This is a genomic window from uncultured Maribacter sp. (assembly GCF_947496775.1).
Classification (GTDB): Bacteria; Bacteroidota; Bacteroidia; order Flavobacteriales; family Flavobacteriaceae; genus Maribacter_B.
Genome location: NZ_CANMDU010000006.1, coordinates 30,437 through 54,364 on the forward strand (window position 1 = coordinate 30,437; position 23,928 = coordinate 54,364).

Here is a 23,928-nt window from a genome sequence, read left to right on the forward strand (position 1 = left end):
ATCATGGAACACAAGAAAACGATAACTCCATTGTGGTTTTGGGTAGTATCTATATTTTTTCTTCTTTGGAATATAATGGGGGTATTTTCCTTTTTTGCGCATACTTTTATTTCTGATTCTGCTTTAGCGCAACTTTCCTCAGCAGAAATGAAATTGTATAACGAATATCCATTATGGATAACTTTTATTTTTGCCATTGCTGTATGCGCAGGAATAGTTGGCTCCATGGGTTTAGTTTTAAAAAAGAAATGGTCTAAAACGGCATTTATTATTTCTTTGTTAGCCATTATTCCGCAAATGATTCATAATGTATTCTTCACAACCTCTATAGAAGTTTATGGTTACGTAGAAGCAGTTACTATGCCAGTTTTAGTAGTAGCTTTTGGATTATTTCTTTTATGGTTCTCTAAATTGGGTATAAAAAAGAATTGGCTGCAGTAGCGCTATGATGTATACTGGTTTTGGTGCTATTCATGCACCTATAAAAGAAGTGGTTTCGTTTTTAATTAAAACTTCATAAAAAGAACTACTTTATATTAAATTTTGGCTGTATTTTATATAATACGCAAAAACGTAGAAAAGTAATACAATCCAAAATATATTAATAAAAGGGAAGAATAAAATAATCTTAGAAATAAAAAGGTTTAGTGCCAAAAAAATGAATTATTATTGATAGATTAGATTTCTTACTAGCAGAAGAATATGAAATCATTTTTAATATTGACAAGTGTTGTAGTTATTATTTTAATAGGTGTTTTTTTGTTTTTTAACACTTATTTTTTTTCTGATGATAAAACTTATAATTGGAATATAGAAATAACAAAACCATCGGACTACCAAATTAATTTAAAAAACATTACGTATTTCAAAAACAAGAAGATACTTAATAGATATAGCTCTATGAACGCAGCAGGAACAGAGTGGTCTGGTGCTAATACGGGAAGAGTACTGCACAATAAAAAAAAAGACTACTTACCAGATACTGTTAATATAACTTGGGAGGAAGAAAAAACAGGAATACTATATACTACGAACTTTATTTTTCCAATGCAAAAGGTATTAGACCTTTGGAAAAAAAATAATACTTTATTAAAAAAGAAATGGGGGGAGAATTATGCTGAGGGGCAATTATCTATGAAAATAGGTCTTGGACCTAATGGGTTAGTTGTTTTATGGATAAATTTAGATGATATTTATACAGCAGAATTTTCTTTAGAAGTAGACACTTTTTATGCAACATCTAATACAGATGAAAATAAAATGAATACTAGTTTTGGTATATTTCAAGACCGGTTTGGTGCTCCTCATTTTTGTACTAAAAAAGAAGGAAGAAATGAAGTTGCTATTCTTGTTACTTATTATAATGGCGAGTCTAATACCATAATGTTAAAAAAAGAAAATAATACCTTGCTAAAAGCTGTTAACTCAAAACGCGGCTGGGGGTTAGCAAAATCTATAATGGTAGATTGGTTTACTAAAGAAGGAATTGGATATAAATCCTTCTATAAAGTAGACTTAAAAGAATTTATTAGTTTAAACAAGGTAAATGAATTACAATCTCCGGAAATTATTTATTTATTAGATACAACTACCTTACCAAATGAATATTTAATTAAATTAAAGAATAAAGTTGTGTTAGAATTAAAAGAGGAAAAAAGAGAAAACATATCCAAATAAAAACATATTTAAACTAAAAAGAGCCTTACCAATGAAGGCAAGACTCTTTTCTGAGAACACTATATGAAAATGAAAAAATTTACTCGTTGTTTGCTAATTACATGGTAAATATATTTCCCTTTTAGGTATTCTAAAAAGTTATGTTGCCACGCAAGAGAAAGTTGTGGTGTAGTCCTTAAAAGATGTTATGAAGCACTTACAAAAAAAGTAAGTTTAGACTGTAAGAGATTAATTTATACTCTTTATTATATTGCTTACAAAAGAATTGGTGTCAAAATCAGGATGTCCTGCTAAACCAGTTCTCACAATAACCAAATCTTTAGATGGTATTATAAATACGCGCTGCCCTTGAAAACCATTAGCGGAGTACATATCTCTTGGAGCATCAGGAAATTTTCCACCGGCATTTAGCCAAAAATGCGCCCCATATACACCATTAGATTCGGCAGTAGGTTTTGTAATATAGTCTATCCACTGAGGAGAAAATAGCTGTTCTCCATTCCAATTGCCTTTGTTTAAATATAAGGTCCCGAACTTGGCCCAATCTCTTGTGGTTGCCCAAGCATAAGAAGAACCTACATAATTCCCTACCATATCGGCTTCTAAAAGCATGGAGTGCATTCCTATCTTATCAATAAGAGCTATATACGGGTAATCTAAATATTCTTGTTTAGTACCAAACTGGTCTCGAAGAATACCAGAAAGAAGATTGCTTATTCCTGAAGAATAATTCCAAATTTCACCAGGTTTTGCAATTGCTTTTTTTTCTTCCTGGCCTTTGGTCATATCTGTATCTAAGAAAAGCATTTTAGTAACATCCGATATTTTAGAGTAATCTTCTTCCCATTCTAATCCGCTCTGCATACGTAGTAGATTATTTATGGTAATGTTTTTGCGTTCATCTTTTTGCCAAGAGGCAACCGGGGCACGGTTATTAACATTTATTTTACCATTATATTCTAATGTACCATATAAGGTTGCTAAGATACTTTTAGTCATAGACCACCCTAAAATAAGCGTGTTTTTATTAAATCCTTCAATATATTGCTCCGCTATTATTCTATTTTTATAAAGAACCAAAACAGACCTTGTTTTACTTTCCATAGAATTATCAAAAACCGCGGTAATATGTTTGTTCAATTGAGGGTAATCTATATTATTAAAAATAGTATCTATTGGGGTATTATTTCCAAAAGGGTATGGCAATGTATCTATAACCTTATTCCTATTTGGCTTTAAGGTCATTTTAGAAGCATCAAAAGAATCATTTATCAATACAGAGCCTAAGCCTTCTCTGTATATGGATTTACGTTCCATAAGTCCAAAAACAGTAGCAGATGCTGTTTTTTTATTTTTATCTAAAGAAACTTCAGCTAATTTTATAAGTGGCATATTATTATCATTCTTAACAATAGAAGAAACAGAACGATTGGCTATAAATGCATTAGATGCTAAACTCTTAGATGCGTATCCCGAAATTATATTCAGTTTTGGATAATTAAGATAAATAGCAATGCCAATTATTATAAGAAGTAGTAAGAGTATTCTTTTTATTATTTTCAAAAGGAAAGATTTTAGTTATTGTTGTAAATTTAAAAAAGAAAATCTTTAGCTTTTGATAACATGTCTTTTATTTTAAAAATAGGGTATTTAAGTATCTACTTTGCATTTCTTCTTGGTTGTAAGGAAGAAGTTAAAGAAAAATACGCTTGGAAATCTATGGAGGTTACTATAACGGCATACAATTCTTTACTTTCACAAACTTCGAAACAACCAAATATTACAGCTTGGGGAGATACCTTAAAACCTGGTATGCAATGCGTAGCTGTTTCAAGAGATTTAATTAAACTAGGAATAAAACATAATACCCAAATTAAAATTCAAGGTATAAAAGGTGTTTTTAAGGTAAATGATAAAATGAATAAAAAATGGAAAAAAAGAATGGATATTTATATGGGGTTAGATATTGCAAAGGCAAAAGAATGGGGGAAGAAGAAAAGGAAAATATTTTATCGCGTTTTAATAGATTCTGTTAACAATAAAGTAAATTAAGAATGAATAAATTTCTTATTATTTTAAATGTGATGCTTTGTTTTTCTTGTACAGTAGATTACGAAATTATAGATAAACCTATTGTTTTTGATGCGCAGAGAAAAGAACTAACCTTAGAATACTTAAAAAAACGCTATGGTTTAATACAAAATACTCCCACAATTACTCCTAAAATGATTGTATTGCATTGGACCGTTATTCCAAGCTTTGTAGAATCTTTCGAAGCATTTTATCCTTCGCAGTTGCCAAATTGGCGGCCAGACATTAAAAATATTAGCGGATTAAATGTATCTTCTCAGTTTATGATAGACCGCGACGGTACTATTTATAGGTTATTGCCAGAAACTACAATGGCTAGGCATGTAATTGGTTTAAATCATTGTGCAATTGGTATTGAAAATGTTGGAGGAGGAGAAAATTTACCTTTGACCAAAGAACAAGTAAAAGCCAATATTTGGCTGGTAAATTATTTAAAAAATAAATACCAAACGATAGAGTATCTTATAGGGCATTATGAATATACCTATTTTGAAGGAACGCCACTGTGGTTAGAAAAAGATGCTGCATATAGAACCACTAAAACCGACCCTGGAGAACCTTTCATGAAAGAGGTCCGTAAAGCTGTTCAGCATCTTAATTTTAAACCTGTACCGACATTTTTATAATATGAAAAAATCTATCTTATTATTACTAATTTGCTTTTTCTTTACAGCAATTAATGCGCAACAAAAAGAAATAACCTCTTCATTATATGAGAGTTATAAGGCGTACAAAGAACCTTCTTTAAACAAAAGAAGAATAAAGCATGAAGATTTACAGCCTTTATTAAGACATTATAAAACTATTTCAGGTTTTGTGGTTACTAAAGTTGGAGAATCTATTGCCGGTCGAGATTTATCTTTAGTGAGTGTTGGATCAGGAGAAACAAGAGTTTTTCTTTGGTCCCAAATGCATGGAGATGAACCCACAGCTACACAAGCAATTTTCGATATTTTAAAATTTTTTGAAAGCCCAGATTTTAAAGAAGAAAAAGAAGCTATTTTAAAAAATTTGACAATACATTTTTTACCGATGTTAAATCCGGATGGTGCTGCTCTTTTTCAGCGTAGAAATCTTTTGGGGATTGATATTAATAGAGATGCATTACGCTTACAATCTCCTGAAGGGAAAACTTTAAAACGAGTTCGAGACAGTCTTAAAGCAAATTTTGGATTTAATCTTCATGATCAAAGTACCTATTACAATGCAGAACGAACAGATAAACCTGCAACTATATCGTATTTGGCTCCGGCTTATAATTATGAGAAAGATATTAATGAGGTAAGGGCAAATGCCATGAAAGTAATTGTTTTTATGAATAAAATAATTCAGAAATATGCTTCAGGACAAGTAGGGAGATATAATGATGATTTTGAACCTAGAGCTTTTGGAGATAATATTCAAAAATGGGGAACAAGTACTATACTAATTGAATCTGGTGGATACAATAAAGATGTCGAAAAACAAGAAATTAGAAAACTCAATTATGTATCTATTCTTTCCGCAATTTATAGCATAGCAACAAAGAATTATAAAAATATAGAAGTATCTGAATATGAAAAGATTCCTGAAAATGATAGAAAGTTATTTGATCTAAAGGTTGAAGGTGCTAAGTATATACTGAATAACAAATCGTACAAAATAGACATTGGCATAAACCGATTAGAAGTAGATATGGAAAACTACTCCGATTTTTGGTATAGTAGTAGAATTATGGACCAAGGAGATTTATCTACTTTTTACGGCTACAACACTTTCAATGCTGAAGGCTATACAATTAAGGCTGGTAATGTGTACCCAAGAACAATGCAAAATATAACCCAAGTAGAAACTTTAGATTTTATCGATTTATTGAGAAAAGGATATACTTATGTGCGGCTAAATAATATTCCAAAAAAATGGTTAAGCTCGCCGTATCCCATACATATTATCGGTGGTAAATTTAGGGTTACTGAATTGCTTTTACAGCCAGGTATTAATCCAACTTTTATTTTAGAGAAAAACGGACAAAATAAATATGCCGTAATTAATGGCTTTCTTATTGATATAGAAAAGGGAGAAGGAACATTTAAGAATGCAATGATTTTTAGATGAACTAGTATCCAAAATGGATAGTTCCATTAGGACCATAAAGGAAAAGCATTAAAAACATTCCTAGTATCATAGCAACGATAGAAGTAAAGAGTAAAAGTACTAAACTTCTCAGTATAATGGGGAAAAGACTTAAAGCCGTTTTTTGAATAATATCATTGAGCACATCCATGAGTAATTGTTTTTGAGTTTATAATACATAGTTTATAGGATGTCGTTAGATAGGGGGTTTATATATAGAACAACTATAAAAGAAAAAACCCTACCTAGTAAGTTAATAAAATAGAAAAAGGGAAGCATTTTGCTTCCCTTTCTTATTGTCTACGTATTTAAATACTATAGTTCTTCTGCGTCTAATAATGCAAAGAATTTATCTAAATTAGGAAGAATAACTATTCTTGTTCTTCTGTTTTTAGCTCTATTTTCTCTAGTATCATTTTCTACTAATGGTAAGTATGAGCTTCTACCGGAAGCAATTAATTTTGCAGGATCTACATTGTATTTATTTTGTAGTATGCGAACTACTGATGTAGCTCTTTTTACACTTAAGTCCCAATTGTCCTTAAACATAGCTGTATTAATACTTCTAGCATCGGTATGGCCTTCTACCATAACTTCCATGCTAGATTCAGAATTAATAACCTCTGCTAATTTAGCCAGAACAGTATTCGCTTTACTACTTACTTTATAACTACCACTGTTAAAAAGCAGTTTGTCCGAAATATTAATCATAACTACTGTTTTATCAATATTTACATCAACATCCCCTTCTGTATCTGAAATAGATTTTTTTAATTTATAAGAAAGAGCAAGATTCATAGAATCTTGTAATGTTTTTGCCTGCGCCAATTGGGCAGCATCTACATTTGATAAAGTAGCTCTCATTTTCTTTTTAGTGTTATTACTCATAACAGCTAAACCGTCTACGCTAGTCATTTGACTATCGTTAATCTCTTTTAAAGAACTAATTTTGTTGTTATACTCTGTAACCCTAGCTTCAATTTTAGCCATTTTAGACTCTAAACCTTCTTTCTCTACTTGTGTTTTTGTTAATGCACTTTTGGTATTAGATAAATCATTTTCTAATGCAGTATATTTCTTTTTAGAAACACATGAAGCCAATAAGGCGATAGATAAGGTACTTGTAATAAATATTTTTTTCATCTTATTATAAAAATAGGTTCCATATGTATACGAAAGAAAGATGGTTAAAGATGTTTATGGTTTACAATATTTTATCAAAAAACATATAATCAGCTAAAAACCAGTATTAAAAAAATTCATTTTAAAGAAAAAAACGATAAAAAAAAGAAAGGCACCTTAATAAGGTGCCTTTCAAAAATATAAGAAGAGGGTTTTAATTACATCCTCCAGTAAAGCCTTTGGCATTAAATTTAGTTTGTACGCCACCCTGTTTGTTTCCATCTTTTACCTGAATTGCAAGGTTATTTTCCCCACTACCATCTCGTTTAGGGCTACAATACTCAAACAAATAAAAACTATTTGCTTGCTGAGAAACACGAAAAGAGATATCATTAAATTTAGTTTCTAGTTCCTCTTTATTTCCTGCAAATACGCTAGATGTTTTTCCTATTTCTGTAAGTACATCTGTATCTATTTCTCCACCTAAACCAATAGAAAAGAAAGATATGTTGGCATTCGCTTCTTTTACTTTTTTCAAAGCGGCGTTTTTTGGATATCTAGAGGCTTGGTCTGTACCATCTGTAAAAATAACAACAGAAGAAGCTCCGATAGTTTCCTTCTGTGTGCTTTCTTTCAATACATTTTCGGCTATATCTGTTGCTTTTATTACCGCTCCATATAAATCGGTAGAAGGATCCTTACTAATATCATCTGTAATTTCAGATACAGCGGTAATTAGATCTTGTTTATCGGCTGTAAGGCTATGTAATAAATGCAAATCATCTTCCCCATCGAACCAATAAATAGCCATTTTAAAGGATTCCTGGGTAGTTTCTGGCATTACATTAGTTATGAAACCTGTAGTAGCTGTTTTTAGTTCTACCAAGCTACTACTCAATACACTATTACTCAAATCTAAAACTAAAATGGTATTACTATTAAATATCTGAGAATTTGGCGATATTCTTGCAAATGATTCAGAAGCCGAAATGGTATTAAAACAAGTATCATTTCTACCTTGTTCATAAATAGTAAAATCGTCGGCGGTTAATCCCGGTACAGGATTACCTTCCGTATCAGATACCTTAAAGAAAATAGATACTTTTCCTGGGAGAGCAGTAAATTGGTCTTGTATAGATAGTACTAAGTCGCTTTCTCCTAAATTTAAACAAGGGTCAACCGTTTTTCCTTTTCCTAAGGCGTTGTTTAAATTTAAATTTGCGTTTACATCATCATCCGCATTTCCGCAAGAAATAACCATGCAAAAAAAGCAAATAGTGTATATTGTTTTACATATAGTTTTCATTATTCAATAGTTTTGGGTTCAACAAGCAGAACGGCTATTTTACTTTTTAAGTATAGCAGTTTCTGAAATAAATGTTAAAGATTGTTAAAGAGTAAAAAGAAAGTTTAAAATAATTTTTTAAAGGTTTACATTGTCTTTAGTTATGATGCATGAATTTAAAAAAATAATAGAAAGTAGTAAAGAGGCCAAGAAATTGGGATTACAAACAGTTTTAGCTTCTGTAGTTGATTTAGAGGGGTCTTCTTACAGGAGACCAGGGGTTCGAATGCTCATTTGGGAGAACGGAAAATTTACAGGAGCAGTAAGTGGTGGTTGTGTAGAAAAAGAAATTAATAGGCAAGCTCAAATTGTATTTGCAACTGGTGTTCCCAGAATAATGACTTACGATGGGAGGTTTAGATTGGGCTGTGAAGGTATTCTTTATGTGCTAATAGAGCCTTTTAGTCCTTCTCCATTTTTTTTTGATACACTAGAAACCGTTTTATTAAGCAGAGAACCTTTTTCATTACATTCTTATTATAAAAAAGAAGATTCTCAAAACATAAATTATGGTAGTGCATGTTTATTTAACTCGAATGTTCTATCTCTACAAGGAAAAGAATTAAATAGCCATAAACTCCACGTTTTTAAACAAACAATGACCCCATGTAACCAATTGATAATTATTGGTTCGGAACATGATGCTGTGCAATTGTGTTCTTTTGCTACAGCTTTAGGTTGGGAGGTTACTATTGTTACTTCCCCTATGGAAGAAAAAGATATTTCTCATTTTCCGGGAGCTAAAAAGCTAATAGCGGTAGAACCAGAGTTGTTTCCTATAAGAGATATAGATAAACATACTGCAGTAATATTAATGACACACAGCTACGCAAAAGATTTAAAATATTTGCTCGCTCTTAGTACTAGTTACCCTAGTTATTTAGGAACTCTTGGTCCCTCTAAAAGAAGAGAGAAATTACTTCATGAGTTTATGGAGCATAATCCTGAGGCAGATTTAGACTTTTTAGAAAATATTCATGGCCCCGCGGGTTTAGATATAGGTGCCGAAACTCCTCAAGAAATTGCTATTTCTATTATGGCAGAAATATTAGCGGTAGTTAGAAAAAAACAACCAATAAAACTTCGAGATAAAGAGAAAGGAATTCATCAATAACAAAATGAGGAATAATATAGCCATATTAATTCTTGCTGCAGGTTCTTCAAGTAGAATGAATGCAGTTAAACAATTATTACCCTGGAAAGGCTCTACTTTTTTGGGACATACTATACAGGTAGCAAAAGCTTCATCAGCAAATGAGATTTTTGTTGTACTTGGAGCACATACCGATCTAATAAAGTTAGAATGTAAAAAATACGCTGTAGAATATGTGCTTAATAAAAATTGGGAAGAAGGAATGGGTACTAGCATTGCCTGCGGTATTACACATTTATCCCGAAAAAAAGAAAACTACGATGGTGTCTTAGTATTAGTATGCGATCAACCATTTATTAATACGGAATATATAAATACAGTATTACAAGCTTCTAACGAAAATGTTAATAATATATATGCCACTAAGTATACACATGGAGTAGGGGTACCGGCATTATTTAAATCTAGTCATTTTAAAGAATTACGTATTTTATCTAAAGATTTTGGAGCTAGACAAATTTTAAGACGAGAAAAAAATAATATAAAAAAAATTACCCCAAATTTTAATACTACAGATATAGATACGAAAAAGTCTTACGATTCTCTATACTTTTAATTTTTTATAAAAAAACACTATATAATATAGCAAGTAAAAACCTAATTATCAGCCGGTTATATTTTATTTATTGTAACGGTGTTTTATTTGTCAGTTTTTATATTTTGTAATTAAATGTAATACGTATATCTTTGGTAAGAATTATAATACAATATAATTCGTCTAAAGCTGACATTCTGATACAATTTTTTTTGTAGTATAGCAGTTATTAGGAGGTATTAATCCCTAAAAATTAAATTATGTTTACGAAAAAACTTTACTTTTTAGCGGCCTGTTTTTGTTTGGTTGCTCTAAATTATTCTTGTACACAGGAATCTACATCCGAAACAGACGACAATTATAGTGTGTATAAAGATGAAATAAGTGACGAAAGAGATACTTAAAGAACTTTTAAAAGCGATCGCAATTATTATATTGTCATCGCTACCTTATATTCATGATGTTATTACTGTGCGTGGAGGAACTTTTCCTACTTGGGTACCGGATATGGGTATTCAAGAACTTTTAACCAATTCCGAGGGGTATATTCTTGGTTTTTCTTCTTATCGAGTGTTTATCTATACTTTATTCATTCATGTTTTTGCCCATTTAGGTTATTTAGGATGGTTTTTTGAAGCAAAGGATAGGCTTTATAGACCCTTTTTATTGGTACCAGTATCTCTAAGTTTATATCAAATATTTGTAATAATGTTTGATATAAGGGGAACTCAATTAAACACTCCTAATACTAAAATAATTTTAACGATAGTAATTAGTTCTTTACTAGCGATTAATTTCTTTTTTAATAATAACAAAATATTATCTGAACATTTTTTAAAGCATAAAGATTCCCTCAAAAATCGAAAAGCATTACAAACACAAACTGAAGAGGAACAAATTCTTTAATTAAAACTATGTATACCAACGGAACACAATTTAATTTTGTAAAAGGCACTGTAGGCGTAATTAATACTACATTAGGAGATACTCTAAAAAGGCTTAATGAAATACTTTACGGAGTAGTAGAAGCCAAACCATATACATTTGATTGGGAATATATTCTAAAAGAATACGATGCTACATGTGCCGGAGGAGACATTGATGAATTTTGCTCTAGTTTTGTACATGGCTATGCCATGATGAATAACTTTTTAAGCGATCACGCTATTAAAGAAGCTATGTATGTAGAATTACGAGCGAATTTAATAGCAAAAAGAGTAAGCGGCGAAATAGCTTAAGCCGCAGTATTTATTTTACGAATACAAATTATTCATAATTATAAACTTATTTCTTCTTTTTTTACGGAAGTTTCTTCTATAACATAATCTTGAAAAATTCCGCAAGAATTCCCCCTTTTTATTAAAGATTTTTCTGTATTCCTGTTTTTTCTAGCCAAAGCTTCTATTTCTGGAGATAAATATTTCATGACATCTAATTTTGTTACAATACTAACGATTACATTCCCCTTTTGTTATGTTATTTATCATATTTTAACGTTAAAAAATTGCAAATAAATCTTTCAATGCAATTTTTTTACTTAGTTAACTGTGATTTTTTTCTTCTGTTACATACTAATAGAATGAGTTAGTGAAAAAAATATGGATAAGGAAAACCATTTTGTAAAGATTATACAGGAAAATCAAGGGCTGATTTTTAAGATTTCTTCAATATATACCCAATGTAAAAGTGATCAAGAGGATTTATATCAAGATATAGTTTACCAACTATGGAAATCTTTTGGAACCTTTAGAAAAGAATCTAAACTTTCTACCTGGATGTATCGTGTTGCTCTAAATACAGCATTGACTAAAGAAAAAAGAAGAAAGCGGTCTGGCTTAAAAATTCCAATTGAGAAAGTAATCTTAAAACAGAGCGAGGCTTATAACACAGAATTTGAAGAACGACTAAAAATCTTATACCATCATATTCATCATTTAAATTCCTTAGATAAAGGTTTAATTCTTTTACTCTTAGAAGGAAATAAGTACGATGAAATAGCAGAAATTTCAGGATTAACACCTTCTAATGTGGGTACTCGAATTTCTAGAATTAAAAACAAGCTAAAATCTAATATTTCAAAATAATTTAAGGATATGGAATTAGAAGAGATACAATATACTTGGGGACAAATGAGTCTAGAATTAGAGAAACAAAAAAGATTGAGTAAAAAAATTATTCTAGAAATGATGCATCAAAAATACAAAAACAAGTTTAGTAGATTGCTAAAGTTTGAACTAATGGGAGCTCTTATTTGTTTTGTATTTAGCGGATTGATACTCTATAATTTTTCTAGATTAGATACATGGTATTTATGGGTATGCGGTATTTTCACCTTGCTAATTCTGCTTGTAATGCCCATAATTACCTTAATGGCGATACAACAAATAAAAAGTTTAGATATTTTAAATATCAGTAACAAAGATGCCCTGATAAAATATACCAAAACGAAAAGTTATTTGTTGGCTATACAGCAATTTGGAGCTTATGCAAGTTTCCCTGTTTTTTTAACGAGTATGCCAGTAATGTCCAAAATATTAAAGAATAAAGACTTTTTTAGTGTTTCTAAAGATATTTGGTTTTACGTAATGATCGTTTTGTTTGGCGTTGGTTTATACTTTTTTATAAAGTGGGGGATTGGTTGTTATAAAAGAATAACTAATTCTGCCGAAGAAATACTCAAAGAATTAGACGAATATTAAGCTTCTATTCTACTCCTAATTGTTTTAAAATGTAATTAAGAATAATCATCCAGTTCATTTTTAATAGCAAGGATGCTGTTGGTACATTATCATCTTCTATTGCAGCTATTATGGCTTCATGTTGGTTATCGGATCTATTGTAAAAAGAATCATCTTTCATAAACGCGCTTTCATAAAAGAAAATTCTTGCTTTTAGATCTGTTAATACTTGTTGCACTATATCGTTTGTGTAATATTTGGTTAGCAAGCGATGAAAGTCAAAATCGGCATTTATTCTTGTTATAGCATCGGGAGCAGTATCAAAAACAATCTGTTGTTCTTTTAATCTGAATATTGCTTCTTCAGAAAATTCACTATTTTCAATTGCTAAAACTTCTAAATTTGCAACTAAATCATATAAATCACTAGCTTCTTTCGCATTTAACTCTGCTATGATAAATCCGCGATTGGGTACTGCCTTAATAATATTAGCTTGTTGTAATTGAGTTAAAGCTTCTCTGATGGGCGTAACACTTACTTTAAGTTCTCTGGCAAGTGCTGCTAAATTTATAGTTTTACCAATAGTTAGTCTGCCTTTTTTCATCTCACTAAGAAGATGTTCTCTTACCTGATCCCTAAGTACTGAAGTATGTATCATTATATTAAATAACGTATCGTATACGATTTTATGATATGTTTATTCGACGAAATGGTAAAATTTAGGCACTAAAGAATAATTTTAAGCGTTTTACACACGTAAACTTATAAAATAACAAAATGAAAAAATTATTCAGAACTACCAAAGCATTTGTCGCTATGTGTTCAATTTTAGCTATCTCCTATAGCTGTAGTGAAGATGCAGAGAAACTTTTAGATGATCAAGGATTAACTAAAACAGATGTAAGTTCTGTATTAAAAGCAGATGACATTTCTGGATTAACAGATTCTATGTTAACAGATATCTTTGCGGCTAATACACAGAGTGGTAAATTTGGCAATACAAATAAAACCGATAATTGTTTTGAAACTACATTTACAAATACTGGCTATTCGGCTACTTTTGTAAATTGTGCTGTTGATGGCGCTGAAAATGTGAATGGTACTATTAATGTAACTTTTGCATTAGAAAATGGAACTTTGGAATATACCGCAACGTATGCCGATTTTACAATCGGAGATATTTCTATTGAAGGAACAAAAGGAATTGTTTTAAACAGTAGTGCTAATGATACGGAAATGTCATTATCTGTAACAAGTAATATTACTATTGTTTTAGAAGATGATTCTGTTGTTAAAGAAACTGGGACCAAAACATTAGTTGTTACTCAAGGTGTTTCAGATACTACAAGTACAGTTACTGTTGAAGGAGAATGGGCATTACAAGTAGATAATGATATATACGCAATATCGGTTATAGATACATTAGAAGGAAATTTAGCATGTGACTATATAACTGCTGGTGTAATGGGTATTACTAAAAATGGATTATCTGTAAAGGTAAACTTTGGAGAAGGTACATGCGATGATTCTGCTATATTAATTTATCCTAACGGAGTAGAAGAAGAATTTACATTGGAGGATTAAATTCCTTTAAAACATAAAAAAAGGTCTCAAAAACTTAAGTTTTTGAGACCTTTTTTATACCTGTATTTTTGTCTATAGTGTTTTTAAATACTCTATAACAGCCTTTCTTTCTTGGTCCGTAAACGCATCTCCAAATCTATGACCTTGGTTGCCATACCCTAAATGATTTGTGTTATAAGTGTTTTTATCTTTTTGTTCTGTTTCTACAGTATAATTCCAACCTACTTTTTCAGAATTATAATCCGTATTATCAAAAGTTCTACTCCAATATTCGGGTCTGTTTTTACTATTTAATAAATCTGCTAGAGTAGGTACAGAGGCGTTATGTAAATAAGGAGCTGTAGCCCAAATTCCATCTAAAGGAGGTGCAACATAGCCACCTTCTGGTTTTAAATTCAAAGGGTTGGTGTTAGAACCAAACCATCCTGTATTAAACCAATTAAAAAAATAGGTGCTATTTTCTGTAGTTTCAGTATAATGATTTGATAATTCTGGATCTGTTTCTATACTCTCCAAAGCAACTAAGACATTAGGGTACGTACCATTTTCCCCATAAGTACCATGGCATGTTGCGCAGGTGTTATTAAACAATTCTTTTCCTTCATTAGCCAATGCCATATTTATCGAATACGGGTATTCCGGAGCTTCCAAACTTTCTATATAAGCCAAAACATCTGTCATTTTATCATCTATCTCTTCTGCTTTAGTTACATCAACAAGGGTTAACATACTAGCACCAATGAAAGATTTACAAAAATCTAATCGGCCCATTGCATTATAAAATAGTGCATTTTTCTTTTTTAATAACCACCATGCGGGAACATCTGTTGGGATAACTTCATCTGGTAAATTAGAATAAGGCACTTCACTCCATTCTAAAGTATTCTTATCTCGGTGAGAGACTAAAACTTCTGCAATTTTATTTGCTGTATTTACACCTCTACTTTTTGTAATTGTTTTAGGGCCAATAGCGGTAATACTCTTTCTAAACTGATCATAAGCATCCCATTCAGGACTATTTTCTCCATAATATAATGGAATTGCAATATTTAGTGTTTGTACTTCAATCGCCCTGTTTATAGTAAAATCAGAATCATGACTCCCCAGTCCAATTATGTATTCATTATTAATTTTAGAGGAATGACAACTTAAACAATTAGGAGCTACAACACGAACGCCATTGTCGGTGGTTATGGCTGTATAATCATAGGCTAATACAGCATTCTCTCCAGTCCTATTTAAGTCGTTTTCTGTATTTTCGCCTCTAGCTAAAATATAAGCAGTATAAGGAACTCCAGAACTCATGTAATTACCAGAAATTAGATACTCTTTTCCTATACTAGCATCGCCATTTCTTTGCGTTGAAGCGGGTATCGGAGAAGTTTTAATACTGGTAGGTTCTACTTTTGGTTCTTCCTTTGGATCGGGAATTGCTATTATTTCTTCCTTAACATTATCGCTAGAACAAGACCAAATACATAAAAACATAAAGAAACTACTTATTACAGCAAGAAATGTATTATAAAATATTTTCTCTTTTCTTTTCCTAAAGTTCATTATTAATTATTTTTCAATTGTTAAAAGTAGTCTATAATCTTATAGAATCAGATTCTAGCTGCCAAGAGGAACGTTTTTATCGATAAAAAAGCAAATTCAAGTATTCCTTGTTTTTTAGGGTTAATTCCTCAGAAGTCAGAAATAATGTGCCTTACCGCCAAAAATAATAACATTTATAAAGTAAATTTTGATTTTTTTTTAGATTCTATTCTTAAAAAAATGATATAAATACTATCTTTACCGTCGGTTTAACGTAATTATTGCATTCCGGTAAATTACATTTATTAGGGTTAATATTTTTTAAAGTCAAATTTTTTAGCACTCTTCAAGTAATTCAAACATTACCTTAAACCTTTACTAAAACCCTAATTTTAAAAGATCAATGGCAAAATCACAACAAACTTTCAATAAGAGCGAAAAAGAAAAAAAGCGTTTAAAGAAACGTGAAGAAAAGAGAAAGAAAATGTTGGCTCGTAAGGAAGAAGCAAAGGAAAATGGTAAAAAAGGGATTCCTATGGCCTATGTAGATTTTAATGGAAATCTTGTAGACACTCCGCCAGATCCATCAATGAAAGTGGAAATTGAAGCGGAAGATATTGTTTTAGGTATTCCAAAGAAAATAGCAGGTGAAGAAGAGGAGTTTGATCCAGTACGTAATGGTAAAGTTTCGTTCTTTGATACATCTAAAGGATTTGGTTTTATAATAGATACGGAAAATCAAGAAAAATATTTTTGTCATGTAAGTGGTCTTATCGATGAAATAGCTGAAAATGATAAAGTTTCTTTTGAGTTAGAAAAAGGTATGAAAGGAATGAATGCCGTTCGCGTAAAGAAAATATAAAGCGCAATGAAGTACACTGCTTTGGGGTAAGTCTTGGAGCATTTATATTTCATTATGGAAAAAATTATAAACTATAAAAGCTCCTGTATGGTATTATACTGGAGCTTTTTTTATTTCATTAACTAAGACTATAGGTACAATTCTTTGTTAAGGAAAGCTAGGAGTAGCATTGTTTCATTTCCGTTGTGTAGGGTACCAATTATCTTCGTTTTTAGACACTTAAACAAATTATAACACACTTTTTTAGTATAAATGCTGTATAAGCCTATAAAAGGCCGTAGTTTTGCAATCGCGAAAAAAAGTTAGGTATGGCAGATTTGGCAAACGGATTACAAGAGAAAAAAACAGATAAAGAACTATATAGTTATCAAAAAGGGGCAATACAAGAAGTATTTGAAAAATTTGATTCTGCCCCTGATGATTATCATTTATTGTATCAACTTCCGACTGGTGGTGGTAAAACTGTAATATTCTCTGAGCTTGTTAGGCAATATTTAAAAAATCATAAAAAGAAAGTATTGGTAATGACGCACCGTGTGGAGCTTTGTAACCAAACTTCCAAAATGCTTACCAGTTTTGGTGTAGATAATAAAGTAGTTAATAGTACTGCAAATTTAGATGATCAAGATAACTACGTGTGTTTTGTTGCAATGGTAGAGACTCTAAATAACAGGCTTAATGATGATATGTTGGATATCTCTGATGTTGGACTTGTTATTATTGATGAAGCCCACTACAACTCTTTTAATAAACTTTTTAAGTTTTTTAGTAACTCTTTTATTCTGGGAGTAACAGCAACCCCATTGAGTTCTAACAAGAACTTACCAATGAAAGGTAATTACAATGAACTTATTGCAGGGGAAAGTATAGGTTCTTTAATTGAAAATGAATTTTTGGCAAGAGCAGAAGTTTTTCAATATGATATGGGATTAACTTCTTTAGAAGTTGGTTCTAATGGAGATTATACTGTTAAATCTTCAGAAGATTTATATTCTAGTCCTGCTATGCTAGAAAAACTGTTAGAAGCGTATAAGAAGCACTCTAATGGAAAGAAAACTTTAATTTTTAATAATGGTATTAACACATCTATACATGTGTACCATACTTTCGATGCCGCTGGTTTACCAGTAAGACATTTGGATAATACTGCGACTAAAAAACAACGTAAAGAAATTTTACAATGGTTTAAAGAAACACCAGATGCCATCTTAACTTCTGTGAGTATATTAACTACTGGTTTTGATGAACCTACGATAGACACTATAATTCTTAATAGAGCTACCAAGTCCTTAACCTTGTACTACCAAATGATTGGTCGTGGTTCTCGTATTTTAAATAATAAATCTTCATTTAAAGTAATCGACCTAGGAAATAACTACTACAGATTTGGTCCTTGGGGTGCAGATTTAGATTGGCAAGCCATCTTCAACAATCCAAATTTTTATATGGATAGATTGCAAGATGATGAAGAAATTGAAGCACACTTTAGGCATGAAATGTCCGAAGAGGTTAGAGCAGAGTTTGCTAAATCTGAAGAAGTTTATTTTGATATTAAAGCAACTTATATTAAAGCAACCTCTACTGGAGAATCTTCTAAGGTTGTTTTAGAGCGTTCTATTGAACAGCACGCCTATATTTGTATTGAAAATAGTGAAGATGTTTATGATGCCATTGCATTAGCAAAAATGCTAGATCAAGATATTGATAACAGAATACAAACCTATGCCAAATGCATTAGTAGAAGTACCTTTAACTTTTTACATTGGTTAAAGGACGACTACAAAAAGAAACTAAATGCCTATTTAAGAGCTAATTTTGATACTGTTTTTGAGCAAATACATGGGTATCCTCCAGAGGACTAGATTCTTACCTAATTTGTGGTATATATTTAATTTCTTCATTAGAGAAACGACTGATATTGAATAAAATAACGTAGTTTCGCCGCTCATTAAAAAACAAGCCTTTTATGAAGCGCATTAGTCAATACAAAAAATTATTTTCAGTAGAAAAAGAGTACACTCTTAAAGAACTGAAATCTACCTATAGAAATTTAGTTAAAGAATGGCATCCAGATAAGTTTCAAGAAGGAAATCCTAAGAAAGAAGAAGCAGAGCTTAAAAGCAGAGAAATTATTGATGGATATCACTTTTTAGTTAGTATGGCGGCAGAAACTAAAGCGGCTAACTTAGAAGAATATACTAAGACAATTACTACTTCTGGTATTGAAGATTACCAACATAAAGGAATGACTTTAGAAATTACTTTCTTAGACGGTACTACGTATGAGTATTTTGGAGTGAATAAAAAGTTATTCCTCAAAATGAATCAATCGGATAAGCTATTGCGTTTTGCAAAAAGAAATATTTTTAATTTACCGTATCGTAAATCTAAAAAAGACTTGGTAGTAGCATAATTATATTCTAAGGATAAACTAGTAAAATCTACTAAGTGTAGAGTGTTTATCTTTGCAGTATTATTAGGTATCCATAGTAAAAAAAAGGAAGTATGTCCACTTTTGATGATTTAAAAATAGTTACTCCATTACGCAATGCTATTTCGGATATGGGTTTTACCCAGCCTACACCGATACAATCTAAAGCTTTTCCAGTTGTTTTATCTGGTAAAGACATGATTGGTATAGCGCAAACGGGTACAGGTAAGACATTTGCTTATATGCTTCCTATATTGCAAACGCTACCGTATTCAGAAGATGTTCACCCCAAGGTATTAGTCGTTGTACCTACCCGAGAATTGGTATTGCAGGTAGTAGATGAAATAGAAAAATTTACGAAATACAAGAACGTACGAACCATTGCTGTTTATGGAGGAACTAATATAAATACTCAAAAAATGGCTGTTATGCAAGGATCAGATATAATTGTTGCTACTCCCGGTCGCTTATATGATTTAGTTCTTAGTAGGGCATTGCAGCTTAAAATGGTTAAAAAGTTGGTGATTGATGAAGTGGATGTTATGCTAGATTTAGGCTTCCGATTTCAGTTAACTAATATCATGGATTTACTTCCTAAGCGAAGACAAAACATCATGTTTTCTGCAACCATGACCGATGAAATTGAAGCATTAATAACTAACTTCTTTAAAGATACACAAAAAGTTTCTGTAGCCTTGAGCGGTACTCCTTTGGCAAATATTTCTCAAACGTGCTATGAAATTCCAAACTTTTATACAAAAGCCAACCTTTTAGTAGATCTTCTTCAGGATTCTGAAGTTTATAAAAAGGTACTAGTTTTTGTATCCAATAAAAAAAGTGCAGATCGGTTATTCGAGGTTTTAGAAGATATTTATAGCGAGGAAATTTGTTTAATACATTCCAATAAAACGCAGAATTATAGAATTCGTTCTATTCGCCAGTTCGATGAAGGTAAGAACCGAATCTTGGTTACTACAGATGTTATGGCGCGTGGATTGGATTTAGATGAAATTTCTCATGTAATTAATTTTGATACGCCTTCTTTTCCAGAAAACTATATACATCGAATTGGTAGAACAGGTAGAGCTGAGAAAAAAGGAAATTCGATATTATTTTATACTCCTGCAGAAAAAAACAATAAAGAAGAGATTGAAGCCTTAATGGACTATACTATTCCGGTTATTTCTTTTCCTGAGCACATAGAAATTTCAGAAAAGAAAACGCCAGAAGAAAGGCCTAAAGTATCGGAACCTAATAATCCTATTAAAATTAGACAAGAAGATGCGCCAGGGGAAAGTTTTCATGAAAAGTCAGAAAAAAATAAAAAAACCAACCAAGGTGGGTCTTATAAACGTATTATCGAAAAAAAATACAAAAAAAGAAAAACCAAAGGAGACAAAAACTATAATAAACGAAATAAAAGAAAATAGGTTTAAATGGCCTATATATTTTTATGAGTAATACAGAAGAAATAGAAAACACAAATAAAGTTAGTGCTGCTGAGATTGATAAATGCATCTCAATTCTAGAACACTTAGTTACTAACACAGATGAAATTTTTGAGATTCCTAAAGAAAAAAGAACCGCTTTATTAATGGCTTCTGGAAAACTTTCTAGGCCTAATCGGGACGAATTTTCGCGAAGAAAGAAAGACGCAAAAAAAGCTCAAAAAAGAAAACAGGCGGCAAAGGATCGAAATGCAAGGAAAGTAACTGGTATTCGTAGTGCCAGAGAAGCTGTAGTTTTTGTGGCTCCTAAATTGTTACCACAAGCCGAGTTAAAAGATAAGGAATTACAAGAATTAGAATCTCCTAGAAATTGTTATGTATGTAAAACACTTTTTACACAATTGCATCACTTTTACGATACCATGTGTACCGAATGTGGGGATTTTAATTATGCAAAACGTTTTCAAACAACCGATTTAACAGGACAAATAGCTGTTATTACAGGTTCTAGGTTAAAAATAGGCTATCATATTACATTAATGCTTTTAAGAGCAGGAGCAACCGTTGTGGCCACAACGCGTTTCCCTGTAGACTCTGCGCTCCGCTTCTCAAAAGAAGAAGACTTTACACAATGGGGGCATAGATTAAAGATTCATGGCTTGGATTTAAGGCATATTCCAAGTGTAGAAATCTTTTGCAATTTTATAGAGCAGAAATACGAACGCCTAGATATTTTAATAAATAATGCAGCGCAAACAGTCCGGAGGCCTGCAGGATTTTATAAGCATTTAATGCCTAACGAGGAGTTGTCTATAGAAGAATTACCAAAGTACGCCGCAGATTTATTGCAGGATCATACCAATTGTTTAACAGAATTAAAGCAATTAAGAACAACTGCTTCTCCTAACCAAAATATGCCAGTAACTTGGCATGGTCCCGAACCTGGAATTGGTATAAGGGCATCTGCCAAATTATCGCAAATACCATATAGTTTTGATAATTCTTTACAGGCAAAAGAAGTATTTCCTGAAGGAGAATTAGATGCAGATTTACAACAAGTAGATTTACGAAAAACCAATAGCTGGAGACTAAAACTAGGAGAAATAGAAACTACAGAAATGATAGAAGTACAGTTAGTGAATTCTGTTGCTCCTTTTGTTCTTTGTAATCGCTTGTCAGAATTAATGAAAAAAGATAATACGGGTAAAAAACATATTATCAATGTGTCGGCCATGGAGGGTAAATTTCACCGTTTCTTCAAAGAAGATAGGCATCCGCACACTAATATGGCAAAAGCGGCATTGAATATGCTAACACATACCGCAGCTGGTAGTTTAGCTAAAGATGGGATATATATTAATGCCGTAGATACAGGTTGGATAACGGACGAAGATCCGGTGGAACTAGCTAAAAAGAAAGAAGAATTACATGATTTTCAACCACCTTTAGATATTGTTGATGGAGCGGCCCGAGTAATGGATCCCTTAATTGATGGAATAAACACCGGAAAGCATTGGTCTGGAAAGTTTTTAAAAGATTACCGCCCTATAGATTGGTAACATAAAACGTATGATAAAAAGAAGTTTAAAATTTATAAAACGTATGCTTGCCTTTTTTGGAATATTATTTGTAGTCATTGGTATAGGAATACTACTTTTTATTAATTTAAGTCCACAATTTGGTGGGACACCTTCTCCTACGCAAAAAAAAGAATTTACAGTATCCGAAAATTATAAAGATGGCAAATTTGTAAACCTTGGTGGAGTTAAAATGAATATGAGCTTCAATAGCTTTGCAAAAATGCTGAAATTATATCTTAAACCGCAGCCACATAGTATACCTAACACGAATATTCTAACCCAAAAAATAGATTCGTTGCATATAGCAAATTATAAAGAAGAGACTAGGCTTGTCTGGTTTGGTCATTCTACTTTTCTTCTGCAAATGAATGCAAAGAATATACTAATAGATCCCATGTTTGGTAATGTGCCTGCGCCACACCCTATACTTGGAAATAACAGATTTAGTAAAGAATTACCTATAGAAGTAGAAAAATTACCAAAAATAGATGCCGTGCTATTATCGCATGATCATTATGATCATTTAGACTATGGGTCTATTCAAAAATTAAAAGATAAAGTTTCTATATTTTATACTCCATTAGGAGTTGGAGCACATTTATTAGAATGGGGAGTGCCAAAAGAAAATATTATAGAATTAGATTGGTGGCAAGAAAATATATTCGATGATTTAAAATTTATTTGTACACCAGCCCAACACTTTTCTGGTAGAAGTATTAATGATGGTGGAAATACACTATGGAGTTCCTGGGTAATACAGTCAGAGACTGAAAATATCTTTTTTAGTGGTGATAGTGGCTATGGTTCGCATTTTAAAGAAATTGGGGAAAAGTATGGTCCTTTTAATCTGGGGTTACTAGAATGTGGACAATATAACGAGCTGTGGAGCGAAATACATATGATGCCAGAAGAAACGGCGCAAGCGGGTATAGATATTAAAGCAGAGAAAATAATGCCTATTCACTGGGGTGCTTTTAAACTAGCCATGCACCCTTGGACAGATCCTGTTGAGCGAATTTTAAGCAAAGCCCATGAGCTAAAAATAAATACGATAGTTCCTAAAATTGGAGAATCTATATTTTTAGATAAAAACCCTAAGGATTCTCTTTGGTGGAAGAATGAATAGTAAGCAAAGCAGATTTTTTTACTAGAGCTACTTCACCGGGTTTCATTTGTTCTAAATGTACATCTCCAATTCTAACACGTATTAGTCTAAGGGTAGGAAAACCAACAGCCGCTGTCATTTTTCGTACTTGCCTAAATTTACCTTCTGTTATAGTAATGCTAATCCAAGAATTAGGACGGTGCCTACCCAAACGAATAGCAGTATTTGGGGTTTCGAAATCTGGCTCGTGTAGAACTCTTTTTACAAAGCAAGGCTTAGTAGTATATTTTTTACCAGAAAAGCCTATTTCTATACCTTCTTTTAATTTTTCAATAGCCTCTTCGCTAATTTCTCCATCTAATTGCGCAAAGTATTCTTTTTCTATACCAGAACGATTAATAGCATCACTCCATTTTCCATTACCGGTTAGTAATAGTAAACCTTCCGATTTTTCATCTAATCGGCCTACTGGCATTATCCCTTTAGGAAACTTATACAGCTCTCCTAAAAATCGTTTTTTACGAGACTCTTTAGCATCGTTAGAACGGAATTGACTGAGCATTCCATACGGTTTATATATTTTATAAGTAATGTCTTTATGCTCTGCCATAGGAAGAAAACAAATTTCGGAAATCTAATTTACATTATGCATGTTTTAATGGATCAACG

General features: G+C 31.7%; 27 protein-coding genes. 19 read left to right on the forward strand and 8 right to left on the reverse strand.

Annotated features, from left to right (window positions below):
• The first annotated feature begins 3 nt into the window (after positions 1-3).
• Together Q0856_RS10785 and Q0856_RS10790 are read left to right on the forward strand one after the other, a co-directional pair.
• Positions 4-441 carry a hypothetical protein gene (locus tag Q0856_RS10785; RefSeq protein WP_298475252.1) on the forward strand — a complete coding sequence of 146 codons (438 nt, stop codon included), beginning with the start codon at positions 4-6 and terminating at the stop codon, positions 439-441.
• Positions 442-702: 261 nt separating this feature from the next.
• On the forward strand, positions 703-1,677 hold the full coding sequence (locus tag Q0856_RS10790) for a DUF2931 family protein (protein ID WP_298504871.1): 975 nt from the start codon (positions 703-705) through the stop codon (positions 1,675-1,677).
• Positions 1,678-1,905: 228 nt separating this feature from the next.
• Here Q0856_RS10790 and Q0856_RS10795 read toward each other — a convergent pair whose 3' ends face one another.
• Complete coding sequence (locus tag Q0856_RS10795; RefSeq protein WP_298504873.1) at positions 1,906-3,240, reverse strand: serine hydrolase; 1,335 nt, start codon at positions 3,238-3,240, stop codon at positions 1,906-1,908.
• A gap of 60 nt (positions 3,241-3,300) precedes the next feature.
• Between Q0856_RS10795 and Q0856_RS10800 the strand changes: the two genes are divergently transcribed.
• The 3 genes from Q0856_RS10800 to Q0856_RS10810 are packed head-to-tail and all read left to right on the forward strand — an operon-like array spanning position 3,301 to position 5,862.
• Entirely contained in the window at positions 3,301-3,729 is a 429-nt protein-coding gene (locus Q0856_RS10800; RefSeq protein ID WP_298504875.1) for a hypothetical protein, read from the forward strand.
• Between the two features lie 2 nt (positions 3,730-3,731).
• On the forward strand, positions 3,732-4,394 hold the full coding sequence (locus Q0856_RS10805) for a peptidoglycan recognition family protein (protein ID WP_298504877.1): 663 nt from the start codon (positions 3,732-3,734) through the stop codon (positions 4,392-4,394).
• A 1-nt stretch (position 4,395) separates the two neighbouring features.
• Positions 4,396-5,862 (forward strand): M14 family zinc carboxypeptidase, encoded by a 1,467-nt coding sequence (locus tag Q0856_RS10810; protein ID WP_298504880.1) that lies wholly within the window; start codon positions 4,396-4,398, stop codon positions 5,860-5,862.
• Between the two features lies 1 nt (position 5,863).
• On the opposite strand, the gene Q0856_RS10815 is transcribed toward Q0856_RS10810, so the two are convergent.
• From Q0856_RS10815 to Q0856_RS10825, 3 genes are all read right to left on the reverse strand, one after another.
• On the reverse strand, positions 5,864-6,031 hold the full coding sequence (locus Q0856_RS10815) for a hypothetical protein (RefSeq protein WP_298504881.1): 168 nt from the start codon (positions 6,029-6,031) through the stop codon (positions 5,864-5,866).
• A 164-nt stretch (positions 6,032-6,195) separates the two neighbouring features.
• Positions 6,196-7,023 carry a flagellar motor protein MotB gene (locus Q0856_RS10820; protein ID WP_298504884.1) on the reverse strand — a complete coding sequence of 276 codons (828 nt, stop codon included), beginning with the start codon at positions 7,021-7,023 and terminating at the stop codon, positions 6,196-6,198.
• 193 nt (positions 7,024-7,216) lie between these two features.
• Complete coding sequence (locus Q0856_RS10825; RefSeq protein WP_298504887.1) at positions 7,217-8,308, reverse strand: VWA domain-containing protein; 1,092 nt, start codon at positions 8,306-8,308, stop codon at positions 7,217-7,219.
• Between the two features lie 130 nt (positions 8,309-8,438).
• On the opposite strand from Q0856_RS10825, the gene Q0856_RS10830 reads away from it, so the two are divergent.
• The 5 genes from Q0856_RS10830 to Q0856_RS10850 all read left to right on the forward strand — a co-directional run bounded on the left by Q0856_RS10830 (position 8,439) and on the right by Q0856_RS10850 (position 11,273).
• Entirely contained in the window at positions 8,439-9,461 is a 1,023-nt protein-coding gene (locus Q0856_RS10830) for an XdhC family protein (protein ID WP_366139609.1), read from the forward strand.
• A gap of 4 nt (positions 9,462-9,465) precedes the next feature.
• Positions 9,466-10,056 (forward strand): nucleotidyltransferase family protein, encoded by a 591-nt coding sequence (locus Q0856_RS10835; protein WP_298475281.1) that lies wholly within the window; start codon positions 9,466-9,468, stop codon positions 10,054-10,056.
• A gap of 239 nt (positions 10,057-10,295) precedes the next feature.
• A complete protein-coding gene (locus tag Q0856_RS10840) occupies positions 10,296-10,439 on the forward strand; it encodes a hypothetical protein (RefSeq protein WP_298504890.1) in 144 nt (47 codons plus the stop codon).
• Positions 10,420-10,941: a hypothetical protein gene (locus tag Q0856_RS10845; protein WP_298504893.1), complete on the forward strand. Its 522-nt coding sequence runs from the start codon at positions 10,420-10,422 to the stop codon at positions 10,939-10,941. Before Q0856_RS10840 ends, Q0856_RS10845 begins: the two co-directional genes overlap by 20 nt.
• Positions 10,942-10,949: 8 nt before the next feature.
• Positions 10,950-11,273: a hypothetical protein gene (locus tag Q0856_RS10850; RefSeq protein ID WP_298475290.1), complete on the forward strand. Its 324-nt coding sequence runs from the start codon at positions 10,950-10,952 to the stop codon at positions 11,271-11,273.
• 38 nt (positions 11,274-11,311) lie between these two features.
• On the opposite strand, the gene Q0856_RS10855 is transcribed toward Q0856_RS10850, so the two are convergent.
• On the reverse strand, positions 11,312-11,461 hold the full coding sequence (locus Q0856_RS10855; protein WP_298475293.1) for a hypothetical protein: 150 nt from the start codon (positions 11,459-11,461) through the stop codon (positions 11,312-11,314).
• A gap of 172 nt (positions 11,462-11,633) precedes the next feature.
• On the opposite strand from Q0856_RS10855, the gene Q0856_RS10860 reads away from it, so the two are divergent.
• Both Q0856_RS10860 and Q0856_RS10865 read left to right on the forward strand, forming a co-directional pair.
• On the forward strand, positions 11,634-12,119 hold the full coding sequence (locus Q0856_RS10860) for a sigma-70 family RNA polymerase sigma factor (protein ID WP_298475298.1): 486 nt from the start codon (positions 11,634-11,636) through the stop codon (positions 12,117-12,119).
• A gap of 9 nt (positions 12,120-12,128) precedes the next feature.
• Entirely contained in the window at positions 12,129-12,734 is a 606-nt protein-coding gene (locus Q0856_RS10865) for a hypothetical protein (protein WP_298504895.1), read from the forward strand.
• A 4-nt stretch (positions 12,735-12,738) separates the two neighbouring features.
• Here Q0856_RS10865 and Q0856_RS10870 read toward each other — a convergent pair whose 3' ends face one another.
• The gene (locus Q0856_RS10870) at positions 12,739-13,371 is read right to left on the reverse strand and encodes a GntR family transcriptional regulator (protein ID WP_298475307.1); all 633 of its coding nucleotides are present in this window, start codon (positions 13,369-13,371) and stop codon (positions 12,739-12,741) included.
• 119 nt (positions 13,372-13,490) lie between these two features.
• On the opposite strand from Q0856_RS10870, the gene Q0856_RS10875 reads away from it, so the two are divergent.
• On the forward strand, positions 13,491-14,297 hold the full coding sequence (locus Q0856_RS10875) for a hypothetical protein (RefSeq protein WP_298504898.1): 807 nt from the start codon (positions 13,491-13,493) through the stop codon (positions 14,295-14,297).
• A gap of 72 nt (positions 14,298-14,369) precedes the next feature.
• Here the strand turns inward: Q0856_RS10875 and Q0856_RS10880 are convergent, their stop codons facing one another.
• A complete protein-coding gene (locus tag Q0856_RS10880) occupies positions 14,370-15,854 on the reverse strand; it encodes a c-type cytochrome (RefSeq protein ID WP_298504901.1) in 1,485 nt (494 codons plus the stop codon).
• Between the two features lie 382 nt (positions 15,855-16,236).
• Between Q0856_RS10880 and Q0856_RS10885 the strand changes: the two genes are divergently transcribed.
• The 6 genes from Q0856_RS10885 to Q0856_RS10910 all read left to right on the forward strand — a co-directional run bounded on the left by Q0856_RS10885 (position 16,237) and on the right by Q0856_RS10910 (position 23,280).
• Positions 16,237-16,695: a cold shock domain-containing protein gene (locus tag Q0856_RS10885; RefSeq protein ID WP_298475317.1), complete on the forward strand. Its 459-nt coding sequence runs from the start codon at positions 16,237-16,239 to the stop codon at positions 16,693-16,695.
• 308 nt (positions 16,696-17,003) lie between these two features.
• Positions 17,004-18,557: a DEAD/DEAH box helicase family protein gene (locus Q0856_RS10890; RefSeq protein ID WP_298475319.1), complete on the forward strand. Its 1,554-nt coding sequence runs from the start codon at positions 17,004-17,006 to the stop codon at positions 18,555-18,557.
• A gap of 104 nt (positions 18,558-18,661) precedes the next feature.
• Positions 18,662-19,108 (forward strand): KTSC domain-containing protein, encoded by a 447-nt coding sequence (locus Q0856_RS10895; protein ID WP_298475322.1) that lies wholly within the window; start codon positions 18,662-18,664, stop codon positions 19,106-19,108.
• Positions 19,109-19,200: 92 nt separating this feature from the next.
• Positions 19,201-20,556: a DEAD/DEAH box helicase gene (locus tag Q0856_RS10900; protein ID WP_298504905.1), complete on the forward strand. Its 1,356-nt coding sequence runs from the start codon at positions 19,201-19,203 to the stop codon at positions 20,554-20,556.
• A gap of 23 nt (positions 20,557-20,579) precedes the next feature.
• On the forward strand, positions 20,580-22,133 hold the full coding sequence (locus tag Q0856_RS10905) for an SDR family oxidoreductase (protein WP_298504906.1): 1,554 nt from the start codon (positions 20,580-20,582) through the stop codon (positions 22,131-22,133).
• Positions 22,134-22,143: 10 nt separating this feature from the next.
• Positions 22,144-23,280 (forward strand): MBL fold metallo-hydrolase, encoded by a 1,137-nt coding sequence (locus tag Q0856_RS10910; protein WP_298504907.1) that lies wholly within the window; start codon positions 22,144-22,146, stop codon positions 23,278-23,280.
• On the opposite strand, the gene Q0856_RS10915 is transcribed toward Q0856_RS10910, so the two are convergent.
• On the reverse strand, positions 23,249-23,869 hold the full coding sequence (locus Q0856_RS10915; RefSeq protein ID WP_298504908.1) for a pseudouridine synthase: 621 nt from the start codon (positions 23,867-23,869) through the stop codon (positions 23,249-23,251). The two genes, Q0856_RS10910 and Q0856_RS10915, sit on opposite strands and share 32 nt — an antisense overlap.
• Positions 23,870-23,928: the final 59 nt, after the last annotated feature.

Excerpts from the sequence above, each read along its gene's own strand:
- Q0856_RS10785 (WP_298475252.1), top strand. The coding sequence starts at position 4 with ATGGAACACAAGAAAACGATAACTCCATTGTGGTTTTGGGTAGTATCT.
- Q0856_RS10790 (WP_298504871.1), top strand. The coding sequence starts at position 703 with ATGAAATCATTTTTAATATTGACAAGTGTTGTAGTTATTATTTTAATA.
- Q0856_RS10800 (WP_298504875.1), top strand. The coding sequence starts at position 3,301 with ATGTCTTTTATTTTAAAAATAGGGTATTTAAGTATCTACTTTGCATTT.
- Q0856_RS10805 (WP_298504877.1), top strand. The coding sequence starts at position 3,732 with ATGAATAAATTTCTTATTATTTTAAATGTGATGCTTTGTTTTTCTTGT.
- Q0856_RS10810 (WP_298504880.1), top strand. The coding sequence starts at position 4,396 with ATGAAAAAATCTATCTTATTATTACTAATTTGCTTTTTCTTTACAGCA.
- Q0856_RS10815 (WP_298504881.1), bottom strand. The coding sequence starts at position 6,031 with ATGGATGTGCTCAATGATATTATTCAAAAAACGGCTTTAAGTCTTTTC.
- Q0856_RS10820 (WP_298504884.1), bottom strand. The coding sequence starts at position 7,023 with ATGAAAAAAATATTTATTACAAGTACCTTATCTATCGCCTTATTGGCT.
- Q0856_RS10825 (WP_298504887.1), bottom strand. The coding sequence starts at position 8,308 with ATGAAAACTATATGTAAAACAATATACACTATTTGCTTTTTTTGCATG.
- Q0856_RS10835 (WP_298475281.1), top strand. The coding sequence starts at position 9,466 with ATGAGGAATAATATAGCCATATTAATTCTTGCTGCAGGTTCTTCAAGT.
- Q0856_RS10840 (WP_298504890.1), top strand. The coding sequence starts at position 10,296 with ATGTTTACGAAAAAACTTTACTTTTTAGCGGCCTGTTTTTGTTTGGTT.
- Q0856_RS10850 (WP_298475290.1), top strand. The coding sequence starts at position 10,950 with ATGTATACCAACGGAACACAATTTAATTTTGTAAAAGGCACTGTAGGC.
- Q0856_RS10855 (WP_298475293.1), bottom strand. The coding sequence starts at position 11,461 with ATGAAATATTTATCTCCAGAAATAGAAGCTTTGGCTAGAAAAAACAGG.
- Q0856_RS10860 (WP_298475298.1), top strand. The coding sequence starts at position 11,634 with ATGGATAAGGAAAACCATTTTGTAAAGATTATACAGGAAAATCAAGGG.
- Q0856_RS10865 (WP_298504895.1), top strand. The coding sequence starts at position 12,129 with ATGGAATTAGAAGAGATACAATATACTTGGGGACAAATGAGTCTAGAA.
- Q0856_RS10870 (WP_298475307.1), bottom strand. The coding sequence starts at position 13,371 with ATGATACATACTTCAGTACTTAGGGATCAGGTAAGAGAACATCTTCTT.
- Q0856_RS10875 (WP_298504898.1), top strand. The coding sequence starts at position 13,491 with ATGAAAAAATTATTCAGAACTACCAAAGCATTTGTCGCTATGTGTTCA.
- Q0856_RS10880 (WP_298504901.1), bottom strand. The coding sequence starts at position 15,854 with ATGAACTTTAGGAAAAGAAAAGAGAAAATATTTTATAATACATTTCTT.
- Q0856_RS10885 (WP_298475317.1), top strand. The coding sequence starts at position 16,237 with ATGGCAAAATCACAACAAACTTTCAATAAGAGCGAAAAAGAAAAAAAG.
- Q0856_RS10890 (WP_298475319.1), top strand. The coding sequence starts at position 17,004 with ATGGCAGATTTGGCAAACGGATTACAAGAGAAAAAAACAGATAAAGAA.
- Q0856_RS10895 (WP_298475322.1), top strand. The coding sequence starts at position 18,662 with ATGAAGCGCATTAGTCAATACAAAAAATTATTTTCAGTAGAAAAAGAG.
- Q0856_RS10900 (WP_298504905.1), top strand. The coding sequence starts at position 19,201 with ATGTCCACTTTTGATGATTTAAAAATAGTTACTCCATTACGCAATGCT.
- Q0856_RS10905 (WP_298504906.1), top strand. The coding sequence starts at position 20,580 with ATGAGTAATACAGAAGAAATAGAAAACACAAATAAAGTTAGTGCTGCT.
- Q0856_RS10910 (WP_298504907.1), top strand. The coding sequence starts at position 22,144 with ATGATAAAAAGAAGTTTAAAATTTATAAAACGTATGCTTGCCTTTTTT.
- Q0856_RS10915 (WP_298504908.1), bottom strand. The coding sequence starts at position 23,869 with ATGGCAGAGCATAAAGACATTACTTATAAAATATATAAACCGTATGGA.